Source organism: Streptomyces sp. NPDC047869 (assembly GCF_040704065.1).
Classification (GTDB): Bacteria; Actinomycetota; Actinomycetes; order Streptomycetales; family Streptomycetaceae; genus Streptomyces.
In genome coordinates this window covers 95,583-114,425 of the sequence record NZ_JBEYRK010000022.1, presented here as the reverse complement: position 1 = coordinate 114,425, position 18,843 = coordinate 95,583, and the positions used below count along the sequence as shown (strand labels likewise).

The 18,843-nt window shown below is 70.8% G+C and carries 18 protein-coding genes; 15 read left to right on the top strand and 3 right to left on the bottom strand.

What is annotated here, in order from left to right; all coding sequences use genetic code 11:
- Positions 1-5 precede the first annotated feature (5 nt).
- Together AB0924_RS26075 and AB0924_RS26070 are read right to left on the bottom strand one after the other, a co-directional pair.
- Positions 6-2,189 carry a glycogen debranching N-terminal domain-containing protein gene (locus AB0924_RS26075; protein ID WP_366912663.1) on the bottom strand — a complete coding sequence of 728 codons (2,184 nt, stop codon included), beginning with the start codon at positions 2,187-2,189 and terminating at the stop codon, positions 6-8.
- An 8-nt stretch (positions 2,190-2,197) separates the two neighbouring features.
- A complete protein-coding gene (locus AB0924_RS26070) occupies positions 2,198-2,575 on the bottom strand; it encodes a DUF2267 domain-containing protein (RefSeq protein ID WP_358940235.1) in 378 nt (125 codons plus the stop codon).
- A gap of 652 nt (positions 2,576-3,227) precedes the next feature.
- Between AB0924_RS26070 and AB0924_RS26065 the strand changes: the two genes are divergently transcribed.
- The 15 genes from AB0924_RS26065 (at position 3,228) to AB0924_RS25995 (ending at position 16,757) form a co-directional block, all read left to right on the top strand.
- A complete protein-coding gene (locus AB0924_RS26065) occupies positions 3,228-3,677 on the top strand; it encodes a DUF1931 family protein (protein WP_358940234.1) in 450 nt (149 codons plus the stop codon).
- A 258-nt stretch (positions 3,678-3,935) separates the two neighbouring features.
- Positions 3,936-4,502: a type 1 glutamine amidotransferase domain-containing protein gene (locus AB0924_RS26060; RefSeq protein WP_358940233.1), complete on the top strand. Its 567-nt coding sequence runs from the start codon at positions 3,936-3,938 to the stop codon at positions 4,500-4,502.
- Between the two features lie 325 nt (positions 4,503-4,827).
- Positions 4,828-5,355 carry a general stress protein gene (locus AB0924_RS26055; RefSeq protein WP_358940232.1) on the top strand — a complete coding sequence of 176 codons (528 nt, stop codon included), beginning with the start codon at positions 4,828-4,830 and terminating at the stop codon, positions 5,353-5,355.
- Positions 5,356-5,436: 81 nt separating this feature from the next.
- Positions 5,437-7,341 carry a molecular chaperone DnaK gene (gene dnaK / locus AB0924_RS26050; protein WP_358940231.1) on the top strand — a complete coding sequence of 635 codons (1,905 nt, stop codon included), beginning with the start codon at positions 5,437-5,439 and terminating at the stop codon, positions 7,339-7,341.
- A 10-nt stretch (positions 7,342-7,351) separates the two neighbouring features.
- Positions 7,352-7,936: a nucleotide exchange factor GrpE gene (locus AB0924_RS26045; RefSeq protein WP_358940230.1), complete on the top strand. Its 585-nt coding sequence runs from the start codon at positions 7,352-7,354 to the stop codon at positions 7,934-7,936.
- 6 nt (positions 7,937-7,942) lie between these two features.
- On the top strand, positions 7,943-8,881 hold the full coding sequence (locus AB0924_RS26040) for a J domain-containing protein (RefSeq protein ID WP_358940229.1): 939 nt from the start codon (positions 7,943-7,945) through the stop codon (positions 8,879-8,881).
- The gene (locus tag AB0924_RS26035; RefSeq protein ID WP_358940228.1) at positions 8,878-9,252 is read left to right on the top strand and encodes a chaperone modulator CbpM; all 375 of its coding nucleotides are present in this window, start codon (positions 8,878-8,880) and stop codon (positions 9,250-9,252) included. Before AB0924_RS26040 ends, AB0924_RS26035 begins: the two co-directional genes overlap by 4 nt.
- On the top strand, positions 9,243-11,882 hold the full coding sequence (gene clpB / locus AB0924_RS26030) for an ATP-dependent chaperone ClpB (protein ID WP_366912662.1): 2,640 nt from the start codon (positions 9,243-9,245) through the stop codon (positions 11,880-11,882). Before AB0924_RS26035 ends, clpB begins: the two co-directional genes overlap by 10 nt.
- Complete coding sequence (gene trxA, locus AB0924_RS26025) at positions 11,879-12,325, top strand: thioredoxin (protein ID WP_358940311.1); 447 nt, start codon at positions 11,879-11,881, stop codon at positions 12,323-12,325. Before clpB ends, trxA begins: the two co-directional genes overlap by 4 nt.
- Positions 12,326-12,330: 5 nt before the next feature.
- The gene (locus AB0924_RS26020; RefSeq protein ID WP_358940312.1) at positions 12,331-12,594 is read left to right on the top strand and encodes a UBP-type zinc finger domain-containing protein; all 264 of its coding nucleotides are present in this window, start codon (positions 12,331-12,333) and stop codon (positions 12,592-12,594) included.
- Positions 12,594-14,408, top strand: coding sequence for an FAD-dependent oxidoreductase (locus AB0924_RS26015; RefSeq protein ID WP_358940313.1), 1,815 nt, complete (start codon positions 12,594-12,596; stop codon positions 14,406-14,408). The genes AB0924_RS26020 and AB0924_RS26015 overlap by 1 nt, the downstream gene beginning before the upstream one ends.
- Positions 14,409-14,456: 48 nt before the next feature.
- Positions 14,457-14,999 carry an Hsp20/alpha crystallin family protein gene (locus AB0924_RS26010; protein ID WP_366912661.1) on the top strand — a complete coding sequence of 181 codons (543 nt, stop codon included), beginning with the start codon at positions 14,457-14,459 and terminating at the stop codon, positions 14,997-14,999.
- A gap of 273 nt (positions 15,000-15,272) precedes the next feature.
- Positions 15,273-15,692: an aspartate 1-decarboxylase gene (gene panD / locus AB0924_RS26005; protein WP_351668007.1), complete on the top strand. Its 420-nt coding sequence runs from the start codon at positions 15,273-15,275 to the stop codon at positions 15,690-15,692.
- A 31-nt stretch (positions 15,693-15,723) separates the two neighbouring features.
- On the top strand, positions 15,724-16,068 hold the full coding sequence (locus AB0924_RS26000; protein WP_358940324.1) for a GNAT family N-acetyltransferase: 345 nt from the start codon (positions 15,724-15,726) through the stop codon (positions 16,066-16,068).
- A gap of 38 nt (positions 16,069-16,106) precedes the next feature.
- Positions 16,107-16,757 (top strand): aspartate/glutamate racemase family protein, encoded by a 651-nt coding sequence (locus tag AB0924_RS25995; protein WP_366912660.1) that lies wholly within the window; start codon positions 16,107-16,109, stop codon positions 16,755-16,757.
- A gap of 599 nt (positions 16,758-17,356) precedes the next feature.
- On the opposite strand, the gene gndA is transcribed toward AB0924_RS25995, so the two are convergent.
- The gene (gndA, locus tag AB0924_RS25990; protein WP_358940316.1) at positions 17,357-18,796 is read right to left on the bottom strand and encodes an NADP-dependent phosphogluconate dehydrogenase; all 1,440 of its coding nucleotides are present in this window, start codon (positions 18,794-18,796) and stop codon (positions 17,357-17,359) included.
- Positions 18,797-18,843 lie beyond the last annotated feature (47 nt).

Below are 18,843 nucleotides of genomic sequence, written 5' to 3'. Positions count from 1 at the left end.
GGCGTTCACTCTCTTGTCGGCCGCTGGTCAGGAGTTTGTTGGTGTTGGTGGTTCGGTGCCGCGCAAAGGGGCCGACGGGGCTGGTGCACGATCTCTACATCGTCGGGCAGCCCTGTGATGCGGGTCGACTCGCCGTCCACCTCCAGTTCGACACGTCGGCCGGCCAGCGGGATGTTGTGGATGCGCAGACGTCCGTAGCGGGCCGGCCAGGCCGGGGCGACCCATACCTGACCGTGCGACATCCAGGGGTCGATCCGCAGCAGCGCGCGTACCAGTTGGACCGGGGTGGCAGCGGCCCAGGCCTGCGGGGAGCACGAGGTGGGATACGGCAGCGGCGCGTCATAGTCGCTGCGGTCGAAGCCGCAGAACAGCTCGGGCAGCCGGCCGCCGAAGGCCTCTGCGGCGTCGAGGATGCCGGTCGCCACCCGCTGGGCCTGTTCCACGAAGCCGTACCGCATCAAGCCCGTGGTCACAAGGGCGTTGTCGTGCGGCCAGACCGAGCCGTTGTGGTAGCTCATGGGGTTGTACGCACCCATCGTGGACGCCAGGGTGCGCACGCCCCAGCCGGTGAACATCTCCGGTGACAGCAGCCGCTCCGCCACCTGCTCGGCCTTGTCGCGGTCGGCGATCCCGGTCCAAAGGCAGTGGCCCATGTTGGAGGCCAGGGCGTCGATCGGGCGTTTGTCCCGGTCGAGGCCGACCGCGTACCACCCGCGTTCAGGCAGCCAGAACCGCTCGTTGAAGGCCTCCTTCAGCGCGGCCGCCCGCCGCGCCCAGTGCTCGACCGCCTTCAGGTCGCCCGCCTCGTGGGCGAAGTGGGAGCGCACGACGTAGGCCGCGTAGACGTAGCTCTGCACCTCGCACAGGGCGATCGGCGGTTCGGCCAGGCTGCCGTCGGCGAAGTTGATGCCGTCGTAGGAGTCCTTCCACCCCTGGTTGAGCAGGCCGTTGCCCGTCATCCGCTGGTACTCCACGAAGCCGTCGCCGTCCCGGTCGCCGTACTCCTCGACCCACTGCAGCGCCCGGTCGGCGTGCGGCAGCAGCGCCTCGACGGCATTGGGGGCGATGCCCCACCGGCTGAGCTCCCCCAGGACGATCACGAACAGCGGGGTGGCGTCGGCAGTGCCGTAGTAGACGCTGCCGCCGCCGCGGGCCAGCGGGAAGTCCAGGCCGAACCGGGTTTCGTGCAGGATGCGCCCGGGCTGTTCCTCGGTGTCCGGGTCGACCTTGCGGCCCTGGTCGCGGGCCAGGGTCTGCAGGGTCCCCAGGGCCAGGGTCTGGTCCAGTGGCAGTGCCATGTACGAGGACAGCAGCGAGTCGCGGCCGAACAGGGCCATGAACCAGGGGGCACCCGCGGCGACCGCCGTGTGCTCGGGGTGCCGCGGGTCGAAGATGCGCAGCGCGCCCAGGTCCTCCAGGCTCCGCCGCAGCGTCCCGTGCAGTTCCGGGTCCTCGATGTCGGCGATGCGCGGGGCGCTCTCGCGCCAGGCGCGCAGGCGGCGCGCCGGCGCGGACTCGCCGGGCTCCGTGCCCGGGCGGAAGACGACGCCGGCCTCCTCGCCCTCGACGCTGGGGCGGACCAGGACGGTGGTGTGCCATTCGCCGCGCGCCGGCAGCTCGGCCAGGAAATCCAGCCCGTCCGGCCCTGCGGTGGCATCGCTGCTCTCCACCCGCACTCCGCGCAGGGACTCACCCGAGCGCAACACGAGTTCCAGAGCCTCGCCGGTGGGCGTGGCCGTGACCTCGCCCACCAGGCGTACGCGGCTCTCCTTGACCGCGAACACATCGGCGAAGTCGGCGCCCACACGCAGTGAGACCGGCACCGTCATAGGACGCGTACTGAGGTTGCGCAACCGGAGGTCCTCGCGCATCCCCTCGCCGACGTAGCGCCGACGTTCCAGCAGGAGTTCGCTCTGCGCGCCGTGTGGCGGGACGCGGGAGACGAACGTGGTGCTGTAGGGATCCTGGGAAAGCACGGTGAGGTGGTGCGGCCGGTGGCTGTCCACCCGGACCTGCCAGTCGGAGATGACCCGCACGTCGCGGAAGAACAGCCCCTGCGGCGCCTCGGCCTCCATGTCGCCCGAGGTGCCCGAGACGCAGAACGTCGGACCCTCGACCAGCGTGACGGTGGCCGCCGTCAGTACGGCCGGTTCCGTCTCCTCGATGATCGCGCCGACCTCGTCGGTCATGGCCCCTCCTAGCCCGGGGCGCCGACGAGAGCCTCGAAGTCCCGGGGCAGCTGGGACATTACGTGGCGGAACTCTCCGTCACTGACCGCGTCCTTCAGGGTGCTCAGCTCGGCCCGTACGCCCTCACGGGCCTCGTCCGGGCTCACCCCTGCTCGCCTGCTCACCCGATTGATGAACTCGTCGAGTCCGAAGCTTTCGGCCTCCGGAGTGGGAGAGACCAGCGGTTCCTTCAACGGCTTGGGCAGTTCGGACGCGAGGTCCTCCGCCTCACCCCTGGTGAGCCGCTCGGCCAAGGTTTCCAGGGTGGCGCGGGTGAGGGGCTCCGCCTTCTCCGGGGGGACAGGGGCGCGCCGGGTGATGGTGTCGAGGAAGGTGTTGTAGTCCATGAGTCGTCCTTTTTCTGATTTGCACTGCCTGGCGTGGGACCTGAGGCAGCCACCGAAAGGTGCGTTGTTTTGTGGGGGTGGCGGGCTGATGCGCGTCATGGTGCATGCGCCTCAGCAGAGGCCATTTCCATTCCATGCTCCGGATGTGGGCCACACCCTGCTTGCTCCCAGCGGGCGGAAAAGCGGCGGGCTCCATAGACCTCCGAGCACAAGTGCAGACGGTCCGCCACGGCAAAGGGGACACCGACGCCGGTCCGCGTCAGGGCGCCGTGCCTGTGAGCGCGGTCGGCTTTCCGCCGTCGCGTTTCCGGCCGAGCCGGCTCCTGCGCCGGGCCCGGTCTTGTTCCAAGCTCGTCGGGACGCCCTGACACAGTCCCGCTTCCCCGAGTCGGTCATGTCGTCCGGTCAGTGGCTCTCGTTCGAGGCACTGCAACCCCGCGCAGCTTCCTGCGGAGGGACGGCCGTACGGCTGGCCGGGGGATGCCTGCGCATTTCATGCTGCTCTGCCAGGGTGGGAGGGGGGGTTCTTTTTCGGCCTGGGGTGCGGAGGCGCTCAGCAGGCGGGCTCTGCGAATCTCGACCGGTAACAGCCGATGGCGGCGCTGGCTGGAGCGAAGGACGCCGTCCGGTTCCCGGTAAGGAGGCGAGAGGCATGACCGTGATGGCTGTGTCGAAGTTCGAGAGGTTCTTCCGCGCCGCCGCAGGCCTCGACGTGGACAAGAACGACCTTAAGCGGTACGGCGACTTCGTCGACGCCAAGCTCTACGACCTCCTGGTCGTCGGCCAGGCCTCGGCCAAGGCAAATGGCCGGGATACCGTCGAACCGTGGGACCTACCGATCACCAAGGGACTCCAGGAGAGCATCCACCGGTTCCGGCGGCTCGACGAGGAGGTCGACCTGAAGCCGATCCTGGAACAGCTCGCCGCGCACCCTCCCCTCGACAGGGCACCCACGCAGGAGACCGAAGAGCGCTACCCGGAGATCATCGGCGGTCTCAGCGTCGCCCTCGCCGAGACGTTCAAAATCATGTATCCGGATGTCAAGAACCCGCAGACCAGCCACTGGGACGGCGTGACCGCGGTGTTCGACCGGCTGCTGTAGCAGTCGCGCCCCGGTGCACGTCACCGATCTGAACCGACAAGGCAGCAGACGGATGCCAGCACGTCGACGCCCGCGGCGACGGCTGGGCTTGGACCAAAGTCGTCCTCCACCCGGACGGCAGCTCCAGCTGATAGATGCTCGAGGCACCCTCGGCCGCGGCTTGCAGTCCCCGGTCCGGAAAAGGGATCCGAACGGGCCCTGCCGGGTGTCCCCGCCGCTCGCGTCGTACAAACAGCGACTCGTGAAGGGAGCCGTACCGTGACACAGGAACTGCAGGGGATGCGGGTGGCGATTCTGGCCACCGACGGCGTCGAGCGCGTGGAACTCGACCAGCCGCGCGGTGCGCTGCAGGGCGCAGGGGCGAAGACCGAGATCGTCTCGCTCCATCCCGGCGAGATCCAGGCCCGCCAGTTCGACCTCAACGCGGCAGGAACCTTCCCCGTGGACCGCCTGGTCGCCGACGCCTCCGTCGACGACTACCACGCCCTGCTCCTGCCCGGCGGCACCATGAACCCCGACCAGCTGCGCATGGACCGCGACGCGGTGCAGTTCGTCAGGGACTTCATGGCCAGCGGGAAACCGGTCGCCTCGATCTGCCACGGCCCGTGGACGCTGGCGGAAGCCGACGCCGTGCGCGGCCGACGCCTGACGTCCTGGCCAAGCATCCGCACCGATCTGCGCAACGCCGGCGCGGAGGTCGTCGCCGACCAGGAGGTGGTCGTCGACGGGCAACTGGTCACCAGCCGCGGCCCGTCCGACCTGCCCGCCTTCTGCGCCGCCGTCGTGGAGCAGTTCGCCCGGGCGCACCATCCCATGCCCGGCTGAACCAACGGCAGGTCGCCGCGGAGAGAGCAGGCGGTGCACGGTGGCCGTGGGCTCGCTCTCCACCCACGGGCTCGTCATCCGTGGCGGTCGCCTCCGTACGGCCCCCGGTCCGTGGCGTCGCGCGGCCGCGTCGAACGTCGCCACCTGAGGTACCCCGCCGCGAGCCGCGAGCCGCCAACCCGAATCGCCGTCCCGCCTCCTGTCCTCGCAGACCGACCGTTGGTGCCACTTTTCGACCCGCTGGGCGCAGGCGGGGTGACCGGGCGAACAGCCACTCTGGGGCCTGTCGGGACCGCACGGCGGTCCGTCTGCGGAAGGAGTGGCCATGACCGAGCAGGCCCGCAGGGCCGTTGCCTCGTACTCGACGTACCAGGAAGCCGAACGTGCCGTCGATCACCTCGCCGACCAGGGCTTTCCCGTTCAGAAGGTGGCGATCATCGGTCGGGACATGCGCCTTGTCGAACAGGTGATCGGTCGAATGGGGTACGGGGGGGCCGCCCTCCACGGCGCAGCCTCCGGAGCGCTGCCCGGCGTACTCGTCGGCTGGATCTTCGGGCTGCTGAACTGGCTGAATCCGGTCGTCTCCGGTCTGCTCCTCGCCCTGTACGGGCTGATCTTCGGAGCGGTGGTCGGTGCGCTGCTCGGCGTGCTGTTGCACGCGGCCCAGGGCGGCCGCCGGAACTTCGCCTCGGTCCGCTCGATGGAGCCCAGCCGGTACGACGTCGTGGTGGACGAGGACGTCGCCGATGAGGCCGTCCGGCTGGTCGCCGGGCTGGAGAGCAGGGTCGGCGCGAACACGGAGAGCACCTCATCGAAGGGCGGCCGCCCGCGCAGCGACCCCGCCCCCAGCTGAACGAGTTTCGAAGCCGGGCGGACAGGGCCCGGAGGGTGAGCGGTCGCCGACGGACGTCGACCGCCGCGGAAGGAGTTCCTCATGGCCAAGGCAGTGGGCATCGACCTGGGCACCACCAACTCGGTGATCGCCGTGTGGGAGGGCGGTGAGCCGACCGTCGTGCCCAACAGCGAGGGCAACCGGACCACGCCGTCCGTGGTGGCCTTCACCGACACCGGTGAGCGCCTGGTGGGCCAGCTGGCCCGGCGCCAGGCGATCCTCAACCCCAAGGGGACCATCTACTCGGCCAAGCGGTTCATCGGCCGACACTTCGACGAGGTCTCCGACGAGGCCAGGGCCGTCGCCTACGACGTCGTCCCGGGAGAGAACGGCGAGGCCCGCTTCAAGGTGCGTGACAAGCTGTACGCGCCTGAGGAGATCAGCGCCCAGGTGCTGCGCAAGCTCGCCGACGACGCCTCCAAGCAGCTGGGGGAGCGGGTCACGGAGGCGGTCATCACGGTGCCCGCCTACTTCAACGACGCCCAGCGCACCGCCACCCGTGACGCCGGCCGGATCGCGGGCCTGGAAGTGCTGCGGATCATCAACGAGCCGACGGCGGCCGCCCTCGCGTACGGCATGGACAAGAAGCAGCACGAGACGGTGCTCGTCTTCGACCTGGGCGGCGGCACGTTCGACGTGAGCATCCTCGACGTCGGCGACGGCGTGGTGGAGGTGCGCTCCACAGCGGGTGACAGTCATCTGGGCGGCGACGACTTCGACAGGCGTCTGGTGGATTACCTCGCGGACGACTTCCAGAAGGAGAACGGCATCGACCTGCGCAAGGACCCGCAGGCGCTGCAACGCCTGTTCGAGGCGGCGGAGAAGGCCAAGACCGAGCTCAGCTCCGTCACCCAGACCCAGGTCAACCTGCCGTTCATCACCGCCGACGCCTCCGGGCCCAAGCACCTCACCGACTCGATCATGCGCTCCACGTTCGAGCAGATCACCGCTGACCTGGTGGAGCGCTGCCTGGGACCGGTCCAGCAGGCCATGGCCGACGCCAAGGTCGGCGAGAACGACATTGACGAGGTCATCCTCGTCGGCGGCTCCACCCGCATCCCCGCCGTCCAGGCGCTGGTGCGACGGCTGACCGGCGGCAAGGACCCCAACATGAGTGTGAACCCCGATGAGGTCGTGGCGCTGGGCGCCGCGATCCAGGCCGGGGTGCTCAAGGGCGAGGTCAAGGATGTCCTGCTGCTCGACGTCACCCCGCTGTCGTTGGGCGTAGAGACGCGTGGCGGAGTGATGACGAAGATCGTCGAGCGGAACACCACCATCCCGGTGCGCCGCAGCGAGACCTTCTCCACCGCCGAGGACAACCAGCCGGCCGTCGATGTGGTGGTCCTCCAGGGCGAGCGCGAGCGGGCCGCCGACAACCGGGCGCTCGGCCGGTTCCAGCTCACCGACATCCGGCCGGCGCCGCGGGGCGAACCACAGGTCGATGTCACTTTCGACGTCGACGCCAACGGCATCCTCAACGTCAGCGCGCGCGACAAGGACACCGGCAAGGAACAGGGCATCACCATCAGCGAGAGCTCCAACCTCGACCGGAGCGAGGTCGAACGCATGGTCCAGGAGGCCGAAAGCAACCGGGGCCAGGACCAGGCACTCCGCGAGGCCGTCGACGCCCGCAACGAACTCGACGCGATCGCCTACCAGGTCGAAAAGCGTCTGAACGAACTGGCCGACGCCGCGCCCGCGCACGAAAAGGCGCGAGCCGAGATGCTGGTGGCAGAGGCCCGCGACGCGGTCAAGAACGAGGCCGGAGTGGACAAGGTCAGGCCGCTGATCTCCGAACTCCAGCAGGTCTACGCCGGGCTCGCCGCCCACGAGGCCGAAGCCGCGGCGGCGAGTGGTCCGTCGGACACCACCGGGCCGGACGCCTCCGGGCAGGGCGGTGCCGGCGCGGACGAAGACGTGATCGACGCCGAGTTCGACAAGGGCTGAGGTACCCGCCATGCCGATCCCTCCCCAGGACCGATCGTCCGACCTACCGCCCGAAGGCGCCGCACAACCGCCGCAGGGCGACCTGCCCGAGCCCGCGCCGCCGAGCACGGAGGCCGAACCGGGGCCCGACGCGGCCACCGGTCCGGCCGGCGCCGAGGACGAGTACGCGGCCGCGCTGAAAGAGGTCGAGGACCGCTGGCGGCGTGCTCTCGCCGACCTGGACAACCTGCGCAAGCGACACGCCAGGGAACTGGACCGGGAGCGCGCGGTCGAACGCGCCCGCACGGCCGCGGCCTTCCTTCCCGTCATCGACAACCTCGAACTGGCACTGAACCACGCGGGCTCCGACCCCGGGGCGATCGTCGAGGGGGTTCGCGCCGTGCGCGACCAGGCCGTGTCCATCCTTGAACGCCTTGGTTACGAGCGTCACGCCGAGACCGGCGTCCCGTTCGACCCGTCCCGGCACGAGGTCGTCGGCGTGGTCCAGGACCCCGACGCCGAACCGAACACCGTGGCGCAGGTGCTGCGCCCCGGCTACGGCGAGGCCGAGCGGCAGCTGAGGCCGGCCGCCGTGACCGTCGCCAAGCGGGAGTGAGCGGCCATGGCACGCGACTTCTACGAGGTTCTCGGGGTCCCGCGAGACGCCGACAAGGACGAGATCCAGCGGGCGTATCGCAAGCTGGCCCGCAGGTACCACCCAGACGTCAACAAGGACCCCGAGGCGGAGGAGCGGTTCAAGGAGATCAATGAGGCCTTCAGTGTCCTGTCCGAGCCCGACCAGCGGGCCCGTTACGACCGCTTCGGCGAGGACTTCCGGAAGGTTCCCGAGGACTGGGAGGAGCGGGTCGGTGCCGGCGCGGGACCCGGCGGCGGCTTCCGCTGGTCCACCGGGGGCGGCCCCCGGGTCCGGTACGCCACCAGCGGCTTCGGCGCGGAGGACGTCGACGTCGAGGACCTGTTCGGCTCGTTCTTCGGAGGCGCCGGACGGATGCGTGTCCCCGGAGCCGACCAGGAGGCCGAACTGCCGCTCACCGTCGAGGAGGCCTACCGGGGAGGCCGTCGCACCGTCACGCTCGCCGGTCCCACAGGGCAGCCGCGGCGGTACGAGGTCGACGTGCCACCGGGTATCACCGACGGGCAGCGTATCCGGCTGGCGGGCGAGGGCGGCCGGGGCAACGGTGACGCCCCCGCGGGGGACCTGTACCTGCGGGTGCGGATCCAGCCGCACCCCCAGTTCCGCCTCGACGGCCGGGACGTGTATGTGCAGCTTCCGGTCACACCCTGGGAGGCCGCGCTGGGTGCGACGGTTACGGTGCCCACGCCGAGCGGGGAGACGGCGAAGGTGAGCGTGCCCGCTGGCTCGTCCAGCGGCCGGCGTCTGCGGCTGCGCGGTGAGGGCATGCCGAACCCGCGCGGCCCGAACGGCAACCTCTACGCCGAACTCCGGATCATGGTGCCGTCCAGGCTCACCGACCGGGAGCGCGCACTCTTCGAAGAGCTCGCCGCCGTCTCCTCGTTCGACCCCAGGAGGACACGATGAGTGACCCACGCGCCGAGGCACGCCAGGCGTCTCGGCTGACGGCTCCCGCGCCGACACGCGTCCGGTACGCGATCGTGCCGGTGCCCAGGCTCTCTCTGCATACCGTGGCCCGCCGCTCCGGGGTCCATCCCGACCTCATACGCCGGTTCGTCGCTCTGGGCCTGGTCGAGGCCGAGCGCGACGCCTCCGGAGGGCTGGTGTTCGACCCCACGGCACCGGCCGCCCTCGCCCGCGTCCAGCGGCTGCGCACCGGGCTGTGCCTCAACTACGCATCCATCGGCCTGGTGCTCGACCTGCTGGACCGCATCAGCATGCTCGAAGCCGCCCTGCGCCGCGCCGGTACGAGGAGGGAAACACCCCCATGGACATGAACCGTCTCACCCAGAAGTCCCAGGAAGCCCTCCAGGAGGCCCAGAGCGCGGCCGTCGGCATGGGGCAGACCGAGGTCGACGGGGAACACCTGCTGCTCGCGCTTCTCGATCAGGAGGACGGTCTGATCCCACGGTTGCTGCAGCAGGCCGGCACCGAGCCGAAGGAGCTGCGCGCGGCCGTGCGCGAGGAACTCGCCCGCCGCCCGAGGGTCACCGGTCCCGGCGCGGCACCCGGCCAGGTCTTCGTCACTCAGCGCCTGTCCCGCCTGCTCGATGCCGCCGAGCGGGAGGCCAAACGCCTCAAGGACGAGTACGTGTCGGTGGAGCACCTCCTGCTCGCCCTGGCCGAGGAGGGCTCGGCGACCGCCGCCGGACGCCTGCTCAAGGAGCACGGCGTGACCCGGGATTCGTTCCTGAGCGTGCTCACCCAGGTCCGCGGCAACCAGCGCGTCACCTCCGCCAACCCTGAAGTGGCCTATGAGGCTCTGGAGAAGTACGGCCGCGACCTGGTCCTCGAGGCTCGGTCCGGGCGACTGGACCCGGTCATCGGCCGTGATGCGGAGATCCGCCGCGTCACCCAGATCCTCAGCCGCAAGACCAAGAACAACCCCGTCCTCATCGGCGATCCCGGCGTCGGCAAGACCGCCATCGTCGAGGGCCTGGCCCAGCGCATCGTTCGCGGCGACGTCCCCGAGGGACTGCGCGACAAGACGGTGTTCGCTCTCGACATGGGCTCCCTGGTCGCCGGCGCCAAGTACCGCGGCGAGTTCGAGGAACGCCTCAAGGCCGTCCTGTCCGAGGTGAAGGCCGCCCAGGGACGCATCCTGCTCTTCGTCGACGAACTCCACACCGTCGTCGGCGCGGGCGCCGCCGAAGGGGCCATGGACGCGGGCAACATGCTCAAGCCGATGCTCGCCCGCGGCGAACTCCACATGATCGGCGCGACCACCCTCGACGAGTACCGCAAGCACATCGAGAAGGACGCTGCCCTCGAACGCCGCTTCCAGCAGGTGCTGGTCGACGAGCCGAGCGTGGAGGACACCATCTCCATCCTGCGCGGACTGCGCGAACGCCTCGAGGTCTTCCACGGCGTGAAGATCCAGGACACCGCACTGGTCTCCGCGGCCACCCTCAGCCACCGCTACATCACCGACCGGTTCCTGCCCGACAAGGCCATCGACCTCGTCGACGAGGCGTGCGCCCGGCTGCGTACCGAGATCGACTCGATGCCCGCCGAACTCGACGAGATCACCCGTCGCGTCACCCGCCTGGAGATCGAGGAGGCGGCCCTGTCCAAGGAGACCGACGCCGCCAGCAAAACCCGCCTGGAGGAACTGCGCAAGGAACTGGCCGACCTGCGCGGCGAGGCCGACGCCAAACGCGCCCAGTGGGAGGCCGAACGGCAGGCCATCCGCCGCGTGCAGGAACTACGCCAGGAACTGGAGCAGGTCCGCCACGAGGCGGAGGAGGCCGAACGCTCCTACGACCTCAACCGCGCCGCCGAACTCCGCTACGGCCGCCTCCAGGAACTGGAGCGCCGGCTGAAGGCCGAGGAGGAGCAACTGGCCGCCAAACAAGGGCAGAACCGACTGCTGCGCGAGGTCGTCACCGAGGAGGAGATCGCCGATATCGTCGCAGCCTGGACCGGCATCCCCGTCGCCCGCCTCCAGGAGGGCGAACGCGAGAAGCTGCTGCGCCTCGACGAGATCCTGCGCGAGCGCGTCATCGGCCAGGACGAGGCCGTCAAACTCGTCGCCGACGCCATCATCCGCGCCCGCTCCGGTATCCGCGACCCGCGCCGCCCCATCGGCTCGTTCATCTTCCTCGGCCCCACCGGCGTCGGGAAGACGGAGCTGGCCAAGACCCTCGCCCGGGCCCTGTTCGACTCCGAGGAGAACATGGTCCGCCTCGACATGAGCGAGTACCAGGAGCGGCACACCGTCAGCCGGCTCGTGGGCGCACCACCCGGATACGTCGGCTACGAGGAAGGCGGCCAGCTCACCGAGGCCGTACGCCGCAAGCCGTACTCGGTGGTGCTGTTCGACGAGATCGAGAAGGCGCACACCGATGTCTTCAACACCCTGCTGCAGGTCCTCGACGACGGCCGCATCACCGACTCCCAGGGCCGCACCGTCGACTTCCGCAACACCGTGATCATCATGACGTCGAACATCGGCTCCGTGCACCTCCTCGACGGCGCCACCGCCGAGGGCGAGATCAAGCCGGACGCCCGCGCCCTGGTGATGGGCGAGCTGCGCGGGCACTTCCGCCCGGAGTTCCTCAACCGCGTCGACGACATCGTGCTGTTCAAGCCACTCGGTGAGCGGCAGATCGAACGCATCGTGGAGCTGCAGTTCGACGAGCTGCGCCGCCGCCTCGCCGAACGCCGCATCACCGTCGAACTCACCGACGCCGCCCGGGAGCTGATCGCCCACCAGGGCTACGACCCGGTATACGGGGCCCGGCCGCTGCGCCGCTACATCTCCCACGAGGTCGAGACAATGGTCGGGCGCGCCCTGCTGCGCGGCGACGTCCAGGAAGGCGCCACGGTCCGCGTCGACGCCGAGGCCGGGGAACTGGTGGTCACCTACGACCAGCCCGAGGACGTGAAGGGAGCGCGTGCGGCATGAGCACGATGCAGGCGACGACCGTCAAGTGTCCGAACTGCGGGCGCACCAACCGGGTACCCGCGGCCGCGGAGGGCCGCCCCAAGTGCGGCCACTGCAAGCAGCCCCTACCGTGGATGGTGGACGCGGGCGACGACGACTTCACCGAGGTCGCCGAGCGGGCCGACGTCCCCGTCGTGGTCGACCTTTGGGCCACCTGGTGCGGCCCCTGCCGCATGGTCAGCCCCGCACTGGAGAAGGTCGCCACCGATCTCGCCGGCCGAATCAAACTCGTCAAGGTCGACGTCGACAAGAACCCGCGACTGTCGCAGCGTTTCGAGGTCCAGGCCGTACCGACACTGCTGATCCTCGACCGGGGCGAGACGGTCGCCCGGCAGGCGGGGGCGGCGCCCGCCCCCGCTCTGCGCCGGTGGGTGGAACAGTCGATCACCGCCCGGAAAGGGTGATCCGGATGACTCTGCACGCAGACCCCCACCTCGCGCTTGTCCGGCCGGTCCAGCCGCTGACCCCAGAAGGGTGTCAGGAGTGTCTGATGCTCGGCTCCCCGTGGGTCCACCTGAGGCTCTGCCTGACCTGCGGGCACGTCGGCTGCTGCGACTCCTCGCCGAACAAGCACGCGCGCAAGCACGCAGCTGCCGACGCTCATCCGATCGTGCAGTCGTTCCAGCCCGGCGAGGATTGGCGCTGGTGCTACGTTCACGAGGCGTTCGTCTGATGTCCGGTGACCAGTCGCTGCCGGGCGAAGAACCGGTGCCGGAGGAAGCGGACGAGGCGGCCTTCTGGGAGACCCCGGACATCTACGGCGCGTACCCGCGCCTCACGGAGGACCAGATAGCACGTCTGGAGGAGCACGGGCAACACCGGACCATGGCTCCGAACGAGGTGCTGATCCGGGAGGGGGAGCGCTGCGAGACGTTCTTCGTCGTCCTCAGCGGTTCCGTCGCCGTCGTCGAGAACTACGGCACTCCCGAGGAGCACCTGCTGCGCGTGCACGGCCCCGGTCGCTTCATCGGCGAACTCGGGCTGCTGCACGGACAGGTGGCCTTCTACACCGCTGTCGCGAGGGAGCCGGGCGAGGTCCTCGTCGTCCCCTTGGACCAGTTGCGCCACCTGGTGTCCCAGGACTCCAGCATCGGGGACGTCGTGCTGCGCGCCTGTCTGGGCCGTCGCGCGCTGCTCGTCGGACAGGGCGCCGGCTTCCGCATCGTCGGCTCGCGCTACTCGCCCGACACCAGACGGCTGCGCGAGTTCGCCGTCCGCAACCGGCTGCCGCACCGGTGGATCGACCTGGAGACCGACGAGGAGGCCGAGGAGCTGCTGCGCCGCTTCGGCGTCGGCCCGGAGGAGACACCGCTCGTCATCTGGCGGGACACCACCTTGTTGCGCAACCCCAGCAACGCGGAACTGGCCCGGCTCATCGGCCTGCCGTCACTGCCCGCCGGAAACCGTCACGGCGACGTCCTCATCGTAGGCGCCGGACCCGCCGGCCTCGCTGCCGCGGTGTACGCCGCCTCCGAGGGCCTGAGCACCACGGTGGTGGAGGCGATGGCCACCGGCGGCCAGGCCGGCACGTCGTCCCGCATCGAGAATCTGCTCGGCTTCCCATCCGGCATCTCCGGCGCCGAACTCACCGAACGCGCCGTACTCCAGGCCGACAAGTTCGGCGCCAGGATCAGCCTTCCGCTGGAGGCGACCGGTCTCCATCCCAAGGACGACGACCACTACGTCGTGGCGTTCGCCGACGGCAGCGAGATCGCCGCCCGCGCCGTCGTCCTGGCCATGGGTGCCCGCTACCGCCGGCTCCAGGTGCCCGGCATCGAACGCCTGGAGGGAACGAGCGTGCACTACTCGGCGACCGTCTACGAGGCCCAGCAGTGCCGCACCGACCCGGTGGCCGTCGTCGGCGGAGGCAACTCGGCGGGCCAGGCGGTGCTGTTCCTCGCCGGGTACGCGCCGAAGGTGCACCTGCTGGTCCGGGGAGCCAGCCTTGAGGCCAACATGTCCCGCTACCTGGTCGACCAGGTCGAGCGCCATCCGCGGGTGGAGGTCATGCTGCACACCGAGGTCACCGAGGTCATCGGCCAGGAAGTGCTGGAGGAGCTCGACGTGGTCGACAACCGCACGGGCGGGCACCGCCGGCTCGCGGTACGGAGCCTGTTCGTCTTCACCGGAGCCGACCCTCACACCGAGTGGCTCGCCGGCACCATCGCCCTCGACTCCCGCGGCTTCGTCCTCACCGGACCAGAGGCCCAGGAAGCCTGCGCCTCCCCCGAGGTGTGGCACGGCCGCGGGCGCCCGTGCATGACCCTGGAGGCCAGCCTGCCCGGGGTCTTCGCGGTAGGGGACGTCCGGAGCGGCTCGGTGAAGCGGGTGGCCTCCGCGGCCGGTGAGGGCGCGATGGCCATCCACTTCGTGCACCGGCACCTGGGGCACTCGGCCGCACCCGGCACCACGGGCACGTCAGCTGTCGCGGGCCACTCGGACGTCTCCCCACGCATGCGTCACAAGGAGTCCGCATGGCTCGCATGACGAATGGCGGACGATGAGATCACGAGAAGGAAGAAGGAGGCGATTGCGATGGCCATGCCCGTCCGGCGCCACCGCGGTGGCGGCCTGCAGGAAAGGCCCGTCTGGGCACCCACCCCTCTCAGTCCCCTGGTCGAGTTCGACGAATTGCTCAACCAGATGAGCGGCCTGCTGGAGTCGACGGTGGGCGCGGCACCCGCGGTCGCGTGGACGCCTCTCGCGGACGTGTCGGAGTCCGAGGACGCGTTCCACATAGAGATCGAACTCCCCGGTGTGAAGAGCAAGGACATTGACGTAGAGGCCAACGGTCCCGAACTCGTGGTGACCGGAGAGATCAAGGAGCGGGAGCGCAAGGGTGTCCTGCGCCGCAGCACCCGCCGCGTCGGAGCCTTCGAGTACCGTTTGCGGCTGCCCGGAGAGTTGGACGCCCAAAATATCAAGGCTGAGATGCACGACGGAGTGCTCAGCATCACCGTCCCCAAGGCCGAAGCCGCCAGGCCTCGCCGGGTCCAGATCAGTGAGTCCGGAGAGAGCGCGGGCGAAGACGCCGCCCAGAGCGGCGCAGAGACGGGCGGCGGGACCACCACCGCCTGAGACTCCCTCGAGCCAGCGGTGCCGGACCAGTGTCCGTCACCGCTGCCGTCGCGACGGGGGCGACGGCCTGCACGGTGCGGTTGGTCGGCATGGTCTCGACGCACACGTCAGAGCCCGGGCCACCGACCGATCATGGCCCGATCGCCCACCGCATCGGTGTGAGTCCTCGAACACCTGGCGACAGCCTGCCGAGCATGCGAAATGATGTAGCCTCCGAATACCGCCCTTGACCTGCAACAGCAGGCAGGGAGCAGACGAATCAGGAGCTTCCTCGTGCTTCGAACCATGTTCAAGTCCAAGATCCACCGCGCCACCGTCACCCAGGCCGACCTGCACTACGTGGGATCCGTGACCATCGACGCCGACCTGCTGGACGCCGCCGATCTGCTGCCCGGTGAGCTCGTGCACATCGTGGACATCACCAACGGCGCCCGCCTGGAGACCTACGTCATCGAGGGGGAGCGCGGGTCCGGGGTCGTCGGGATCAACGGGGCGGCCGCCCACCTCGTGCACCCCGGGGACCTGGTGATCATCATCAGCTACGCTCAGGTCACCGACGCCGAGGCGCGGGAACTGAAGCCGCGGGTGGTGCACGTGGACGGCGACAACCGGATCGTCGAGCTCGGTGCCGACCCGTCGGCGCCGGTGCCCGGCTCGGACCAGCAGCGCAGCCCGCAGGCCGTTCCGGCCTGACCCGGGACGACGACCAGGAGCGTGCGTGCCCATGACTGACATCGAGATCCGCGACGACCGGGCGGCGGGCCGGCTGGAGGCCGTCGGCGACGGCGAAGTCGTCGGTCGCGTCGAGTACTTCGTCCTCGAGTCGCCCGCGCGCGCCCTGGTCCCGGTCCACACCATCGTCGAGCCGGCCCACGAGGGCAAGGGCATCGCCGGCTCCCTGGCCCGCGAGCTGTACGCCGTCGCCGAGCGCGAGGGCGTCCCCGTCGCCCCGCTGTGCCCGTACGTCGTCAAGTGGGCCGAACGCCACCCCGAGGTCGCCCCGCCGGCCGACCCGGAACTGCTCGCCGCCGCCAAGGACTGGCTACGGGCCCACCCCGGCCGCTTCTGAGACCGGCGGACCGGACCACCGAGGCTTCCGACTCCACGATGCTCGCGCTTGTGCACACCTCACCCGTGCACGTTCCGGTCTTCGACGCCCTGCGCGACAGCGACCACCCGGGGCTGGAGCTACGGCACCTCGTCGACGAGGAGTTGCTGGAGCGGGCCCGGCGCGACGGCCCCGAGGCGGTCGGCGGTGATGTACGCGGCGTCCTCGGCCGGGCCGTGGGCGCCGGGGCGCGGGCGGTGCTGTGCACCTGCTCCACCATCGGCGGGGTAGCTGAGGCCCAGGCGGCCGCGGCGGGTGTGACGGTGCTGCGGGTCGACCGGCCGATGGCGGCCGCCGCCGTGGCCGCGGGCCCGCGCGTCACCGTCCTCGCCGCCCTTCGCAGCACCCTCGGCCCCACCGCCGATCTCGTCGAGGAGGAGGCGCGCCGGGCCGGCCGCCCCGTCTCCGTCCGCACCGTGCTGGTCGACGGGGCCTGGGACCACTTCACCGCCGGAGCCACCGAGGCGTACGTACGGCGGGTCGCGGCCGCAGCCGACGCGGTCACCGACACCGATGTGATCGTCCTCGCCCAGGCATCCATGGCCCCGGCCCAGCGCCTGACCTCGGCGCCGGTTCCGGTGCTGTCCAGCCCCCGGCCGGGACTGGCCGCCGGGGCCGCGGCCGTCGCGGCGGCGGTGCGAGAGCGCTGAGGGCGGGGCCGTCGAGTACCGGGCTGCGCCAAGCCGGGGGGCTGCCGTCGCGGCGGCGGTGCGAGGGCGCCTCGCGGGCGGGCCGGCCGGGCAGCGGCGGCAGCCGGCAAGTGCGGGCCGCACCCCGCGCCTGCGCCCGGGCGCCTTCCGTGTCGCCGTCGGGTGAGTGGCCGAGCGGCGCTCGGGTAGGCGGGGGAGTAGTCCAGAGGCGATGACGTACAGCGACCGCCGGAGGCCATCCATGACGAGTCCGCACCCCGACCCCGTACCTCCCGGCCCGACCCCGGGCCCGGGTCCCACCCCGCCCGATCCGTACCCGAGCCCGGTACCGCCCCCCGCGCCGGGGCCCGAGCCGACGCCGCCGGGTCCGGGACCCGATCCCACACCGCCTCCGGCACCCCCGGCCCCCGGGCCGCCGGAGCCCTCACCGTCCCCGATCCCGCCGGGCCCCGAGCCGACCCCCAGTCCGGAACCCGGCCCGCCCCTCACCACCGGGACCTGAGAGGGGCGTGACAAGGGGCGCAGAAGGGGTGTGAGAAACGGGGCGGGGACGGTAGCGCCCGCGGCGCTCACCGTCCCCGCCCCACGTGCGCGGAGCGTTACGCCCTGACCTCCGACCGGTCCCCGCCCCACAGCGTGTGGAACGACCCGTCCTGGTCGACCCGCCGGTACGTGTGCGCCCCGAAGAAGTCCCGCTGCCCCTGCGTCAGGGCCGCCGGCAGGCGCTCGGCGCGCAGCGCGTCGTAGTAGGCGAGCGCCGCCGCGAAGCCGGGCGTCGGCACGCCCTGCCGGGTGGCCGCGATGATCACCTCGCGCCAGTCGTCCTGCGCCGCGGCGATCTCCTGGGCGAACGTCTCGTCCGACAGCAAGCTGGGCAGGTCCGGCCGGGCGTCGTACGCGGCGCGGATCCGGTCGAGGAAGGCCGCGCGGATGATGCAGCCGCCGCGCCAGATCGCCGAGACCGCGCCGAGGTCGATGTTCCAGTCGTACTCCTCGCTGCCCGCCGCGATCTCGTGGAAGCCCTGCGTGTACGACACGATCTTGGACGCGTACAGCGCCTGCTCCACCCGGTCCGCGAAGGCGGCGGCCTCCGCCTCGCCGAGCGGCGACGCCTTCGGACCGGCCAGGCCCTGGGACGCCTCGCGCAGCGCCGCGTGCCCCGACAGGGACCGGGCGAACACCGCCTCGGCGATGCCCGACACCGGCACGCCCAGGTCCAGCGCGATCTGCACGGTCCAGCGGCCGGTGCCCTTCTGCTCGGCCTGGTCCACGACGACGTCCACGAACGGCTTGCCGGTGGCCGCGTCCACGTGGGACAGCACCTCCGCCGTGATCTCGATCAGGTACGAGTCCAGGCGCCCGGTGTTCCAGGTGCGGAAGATCTCCGCGATCTGGGCGGGGGAGTACCCGGCGACATCGCGCAGGAGCTGGTAGGCCTCGCCGATGAGCTGCATGTCGGCGTACTCGATGCCGTTGTGCACCATCTTCACGAAGTGACCGGCGCCGTCGGGGCCGACGTGCGTCACACAGGGCGCCCCGTCCTTAGCCTTCGCGGAGATCTTCTCCAGCATCGGGCCCAGCGAGTCGTAGGACTCCCGCGGGCCGCCCGGCATGATGCTCGGCCCGTTCAGCGCGCCCTCCTCGCCGCCGGAGACGCCCATGCCCACGAAGTGGATGCCCTGCTCGCGCAGCGCCTTCTCCCGGCGGCGGGTGTCCGCGAAGTGCGCGTTGCCACCGTCGATGATCATGTCGCCGGGCTCCAGCAGCGGCGCGAACTCCTCGATCACCGCGTCCGTCGGCCCACCGGCCTTGACCATCACGACCAGCCGGCGCGGGCGCTCCAGCGCCGCCACGAACTCCTTGGCGGTCTCGGCCGCGATGAAGTCGCCCTCGTCCCCGAACTCCTCCACCAGCGCGTGCGTCCGCGACGCCGTACGGTTGTGCACGGCGACCGTGTAGCCGTTGCGCGCGAAGTTCCGGGCGAGATTGCGGCCCATGACCGCGAGCCCGGTGACGCCGATCTGCGCTGAAGTGCTCATACCGCCTGCTCCCTAGCTGCCTCGTGTACTACGGCTCCGTCGGTGCG

What these genes read in the sequence shown, in the direction of transcription:
- AB0924_RS26070 (WP_358940235.1), bottom strand. Translation starts at nt 2,575, where the DNA reads ATGGACTACAACACCTTCCTCGACACCATCACCCGGCGCGCCCCTGTC.
- dnaK (WP_358940231.1), top strand. Translation starts at nt 5,437, where the DNA reads ATGGCCAAGGCAGTGGGCATCGACCTGGGCACCACCAACTCGGTGATC.
- AB0924_RS26065 (WP_358940234.1), top strand. Translation starts at nt 3,228, where the DNA reads ATGACCGTGATGGCTGTGTCGAAGTTCGAGAGGTTCTTCCGCGCCGCC.
- AB0924_RS26035 (WP_358940228.1), top strand. Translation starts at nt 8,878, where the DNA reads ATGAGTGACCCACGCGCCGAGGCACGCCAGGCGTCTCGGCTGACGGCT.
- AB0924_RS26000 (WP_358940324.1), top strand. Translation starts at nt 15,724, where the DNA reads ATGACTGACATCGAGATCCGCGACGACCGGGCGGCGGGCCGGCTGGAG.
- AB0924_RS26045 (WP_358940230.1), top strand. Translation starts at nt 7,352, where the DNA reads ATGCCGATCCCTCCCCAGGACCGATCGTCCGACCTACCGCCCGAAGGC.
- AB0924_RS26020 (WP_358940312.1), top strand. Translation starts at nt 12,331, where the DNA reads ATGACTCTGCACGCAGACCCCCACCTCGCGCTTGTCCGGCCGGTCCAG.
- AB0924_RS26040 (WP_358940229.1), top strand. Translation starts at nt 7,943, where the DNA reads ATGGCACGCGACTTCTACGAGGTTCTCGGGGTCCCGCGAGACGCCGAC.
- AB0924_RS25995 (WP_366912660.1), top strand. Translation starts at nt 16,107, where the DNA reads ATGCTCGCGCTTGTGCACACCTCACCCGTGCACGTTCCGGTCTTCGAC.
- AB0924_RS26075 (WP_366912663.1), bottom strand. Translation starts at nt 2,189, where the DNA reads ATGACCGACGAGGTCGGCGCGATCATCGAGGAGACGGAACCGGCCGTA.
- AB0924_RS26010 (WP_366912661.1), top strand. Translation starts at nt 14,457, where the DNA reads ATGGCCATGCCCGTCCGGCGCCACCGCGGTGGCGGCCTGCAGGAAAGG.
- clpB (WP_366912662.1), top strand. Translation starts at nt 9,243, where the DNA reads ATGGACATGAACCGTCTCACCCAGAAGTCCCAGGAAGCCCTCCAGGAG.
- gndA (WP_358940316.1), bottom strand. Translation starts at nt 18,796, where the DNA reads ATGAGCACTTCAGCGCAGATCGGCGTCACCGGGCTCGCGGTCATGGGC.
- trxA (WP_358940311.1), top strand. Translation starts at nt 11,879, where the DNA reads ATGAGCACGATGCAGGCGACGACCGTCAAGTGTCCGAACTGCGGGCGC.
- AB0924_RS26055 (WP_358940232.1), top strand. Translation starts at nt 4,828, where the DNA reads ATGACCGAGCAGGCCCGCAGGGCCGTTGCCTCGTACTCGACGTACCAG.
- AB0924_RS26015 (WP_358940313.1), top strand. Translation starts at nt 12,594, where the DNA reads ATGTCCGGTGACCAGTCGCTGCCGGGCGAAGAACCGGTGCCGGAGGAA.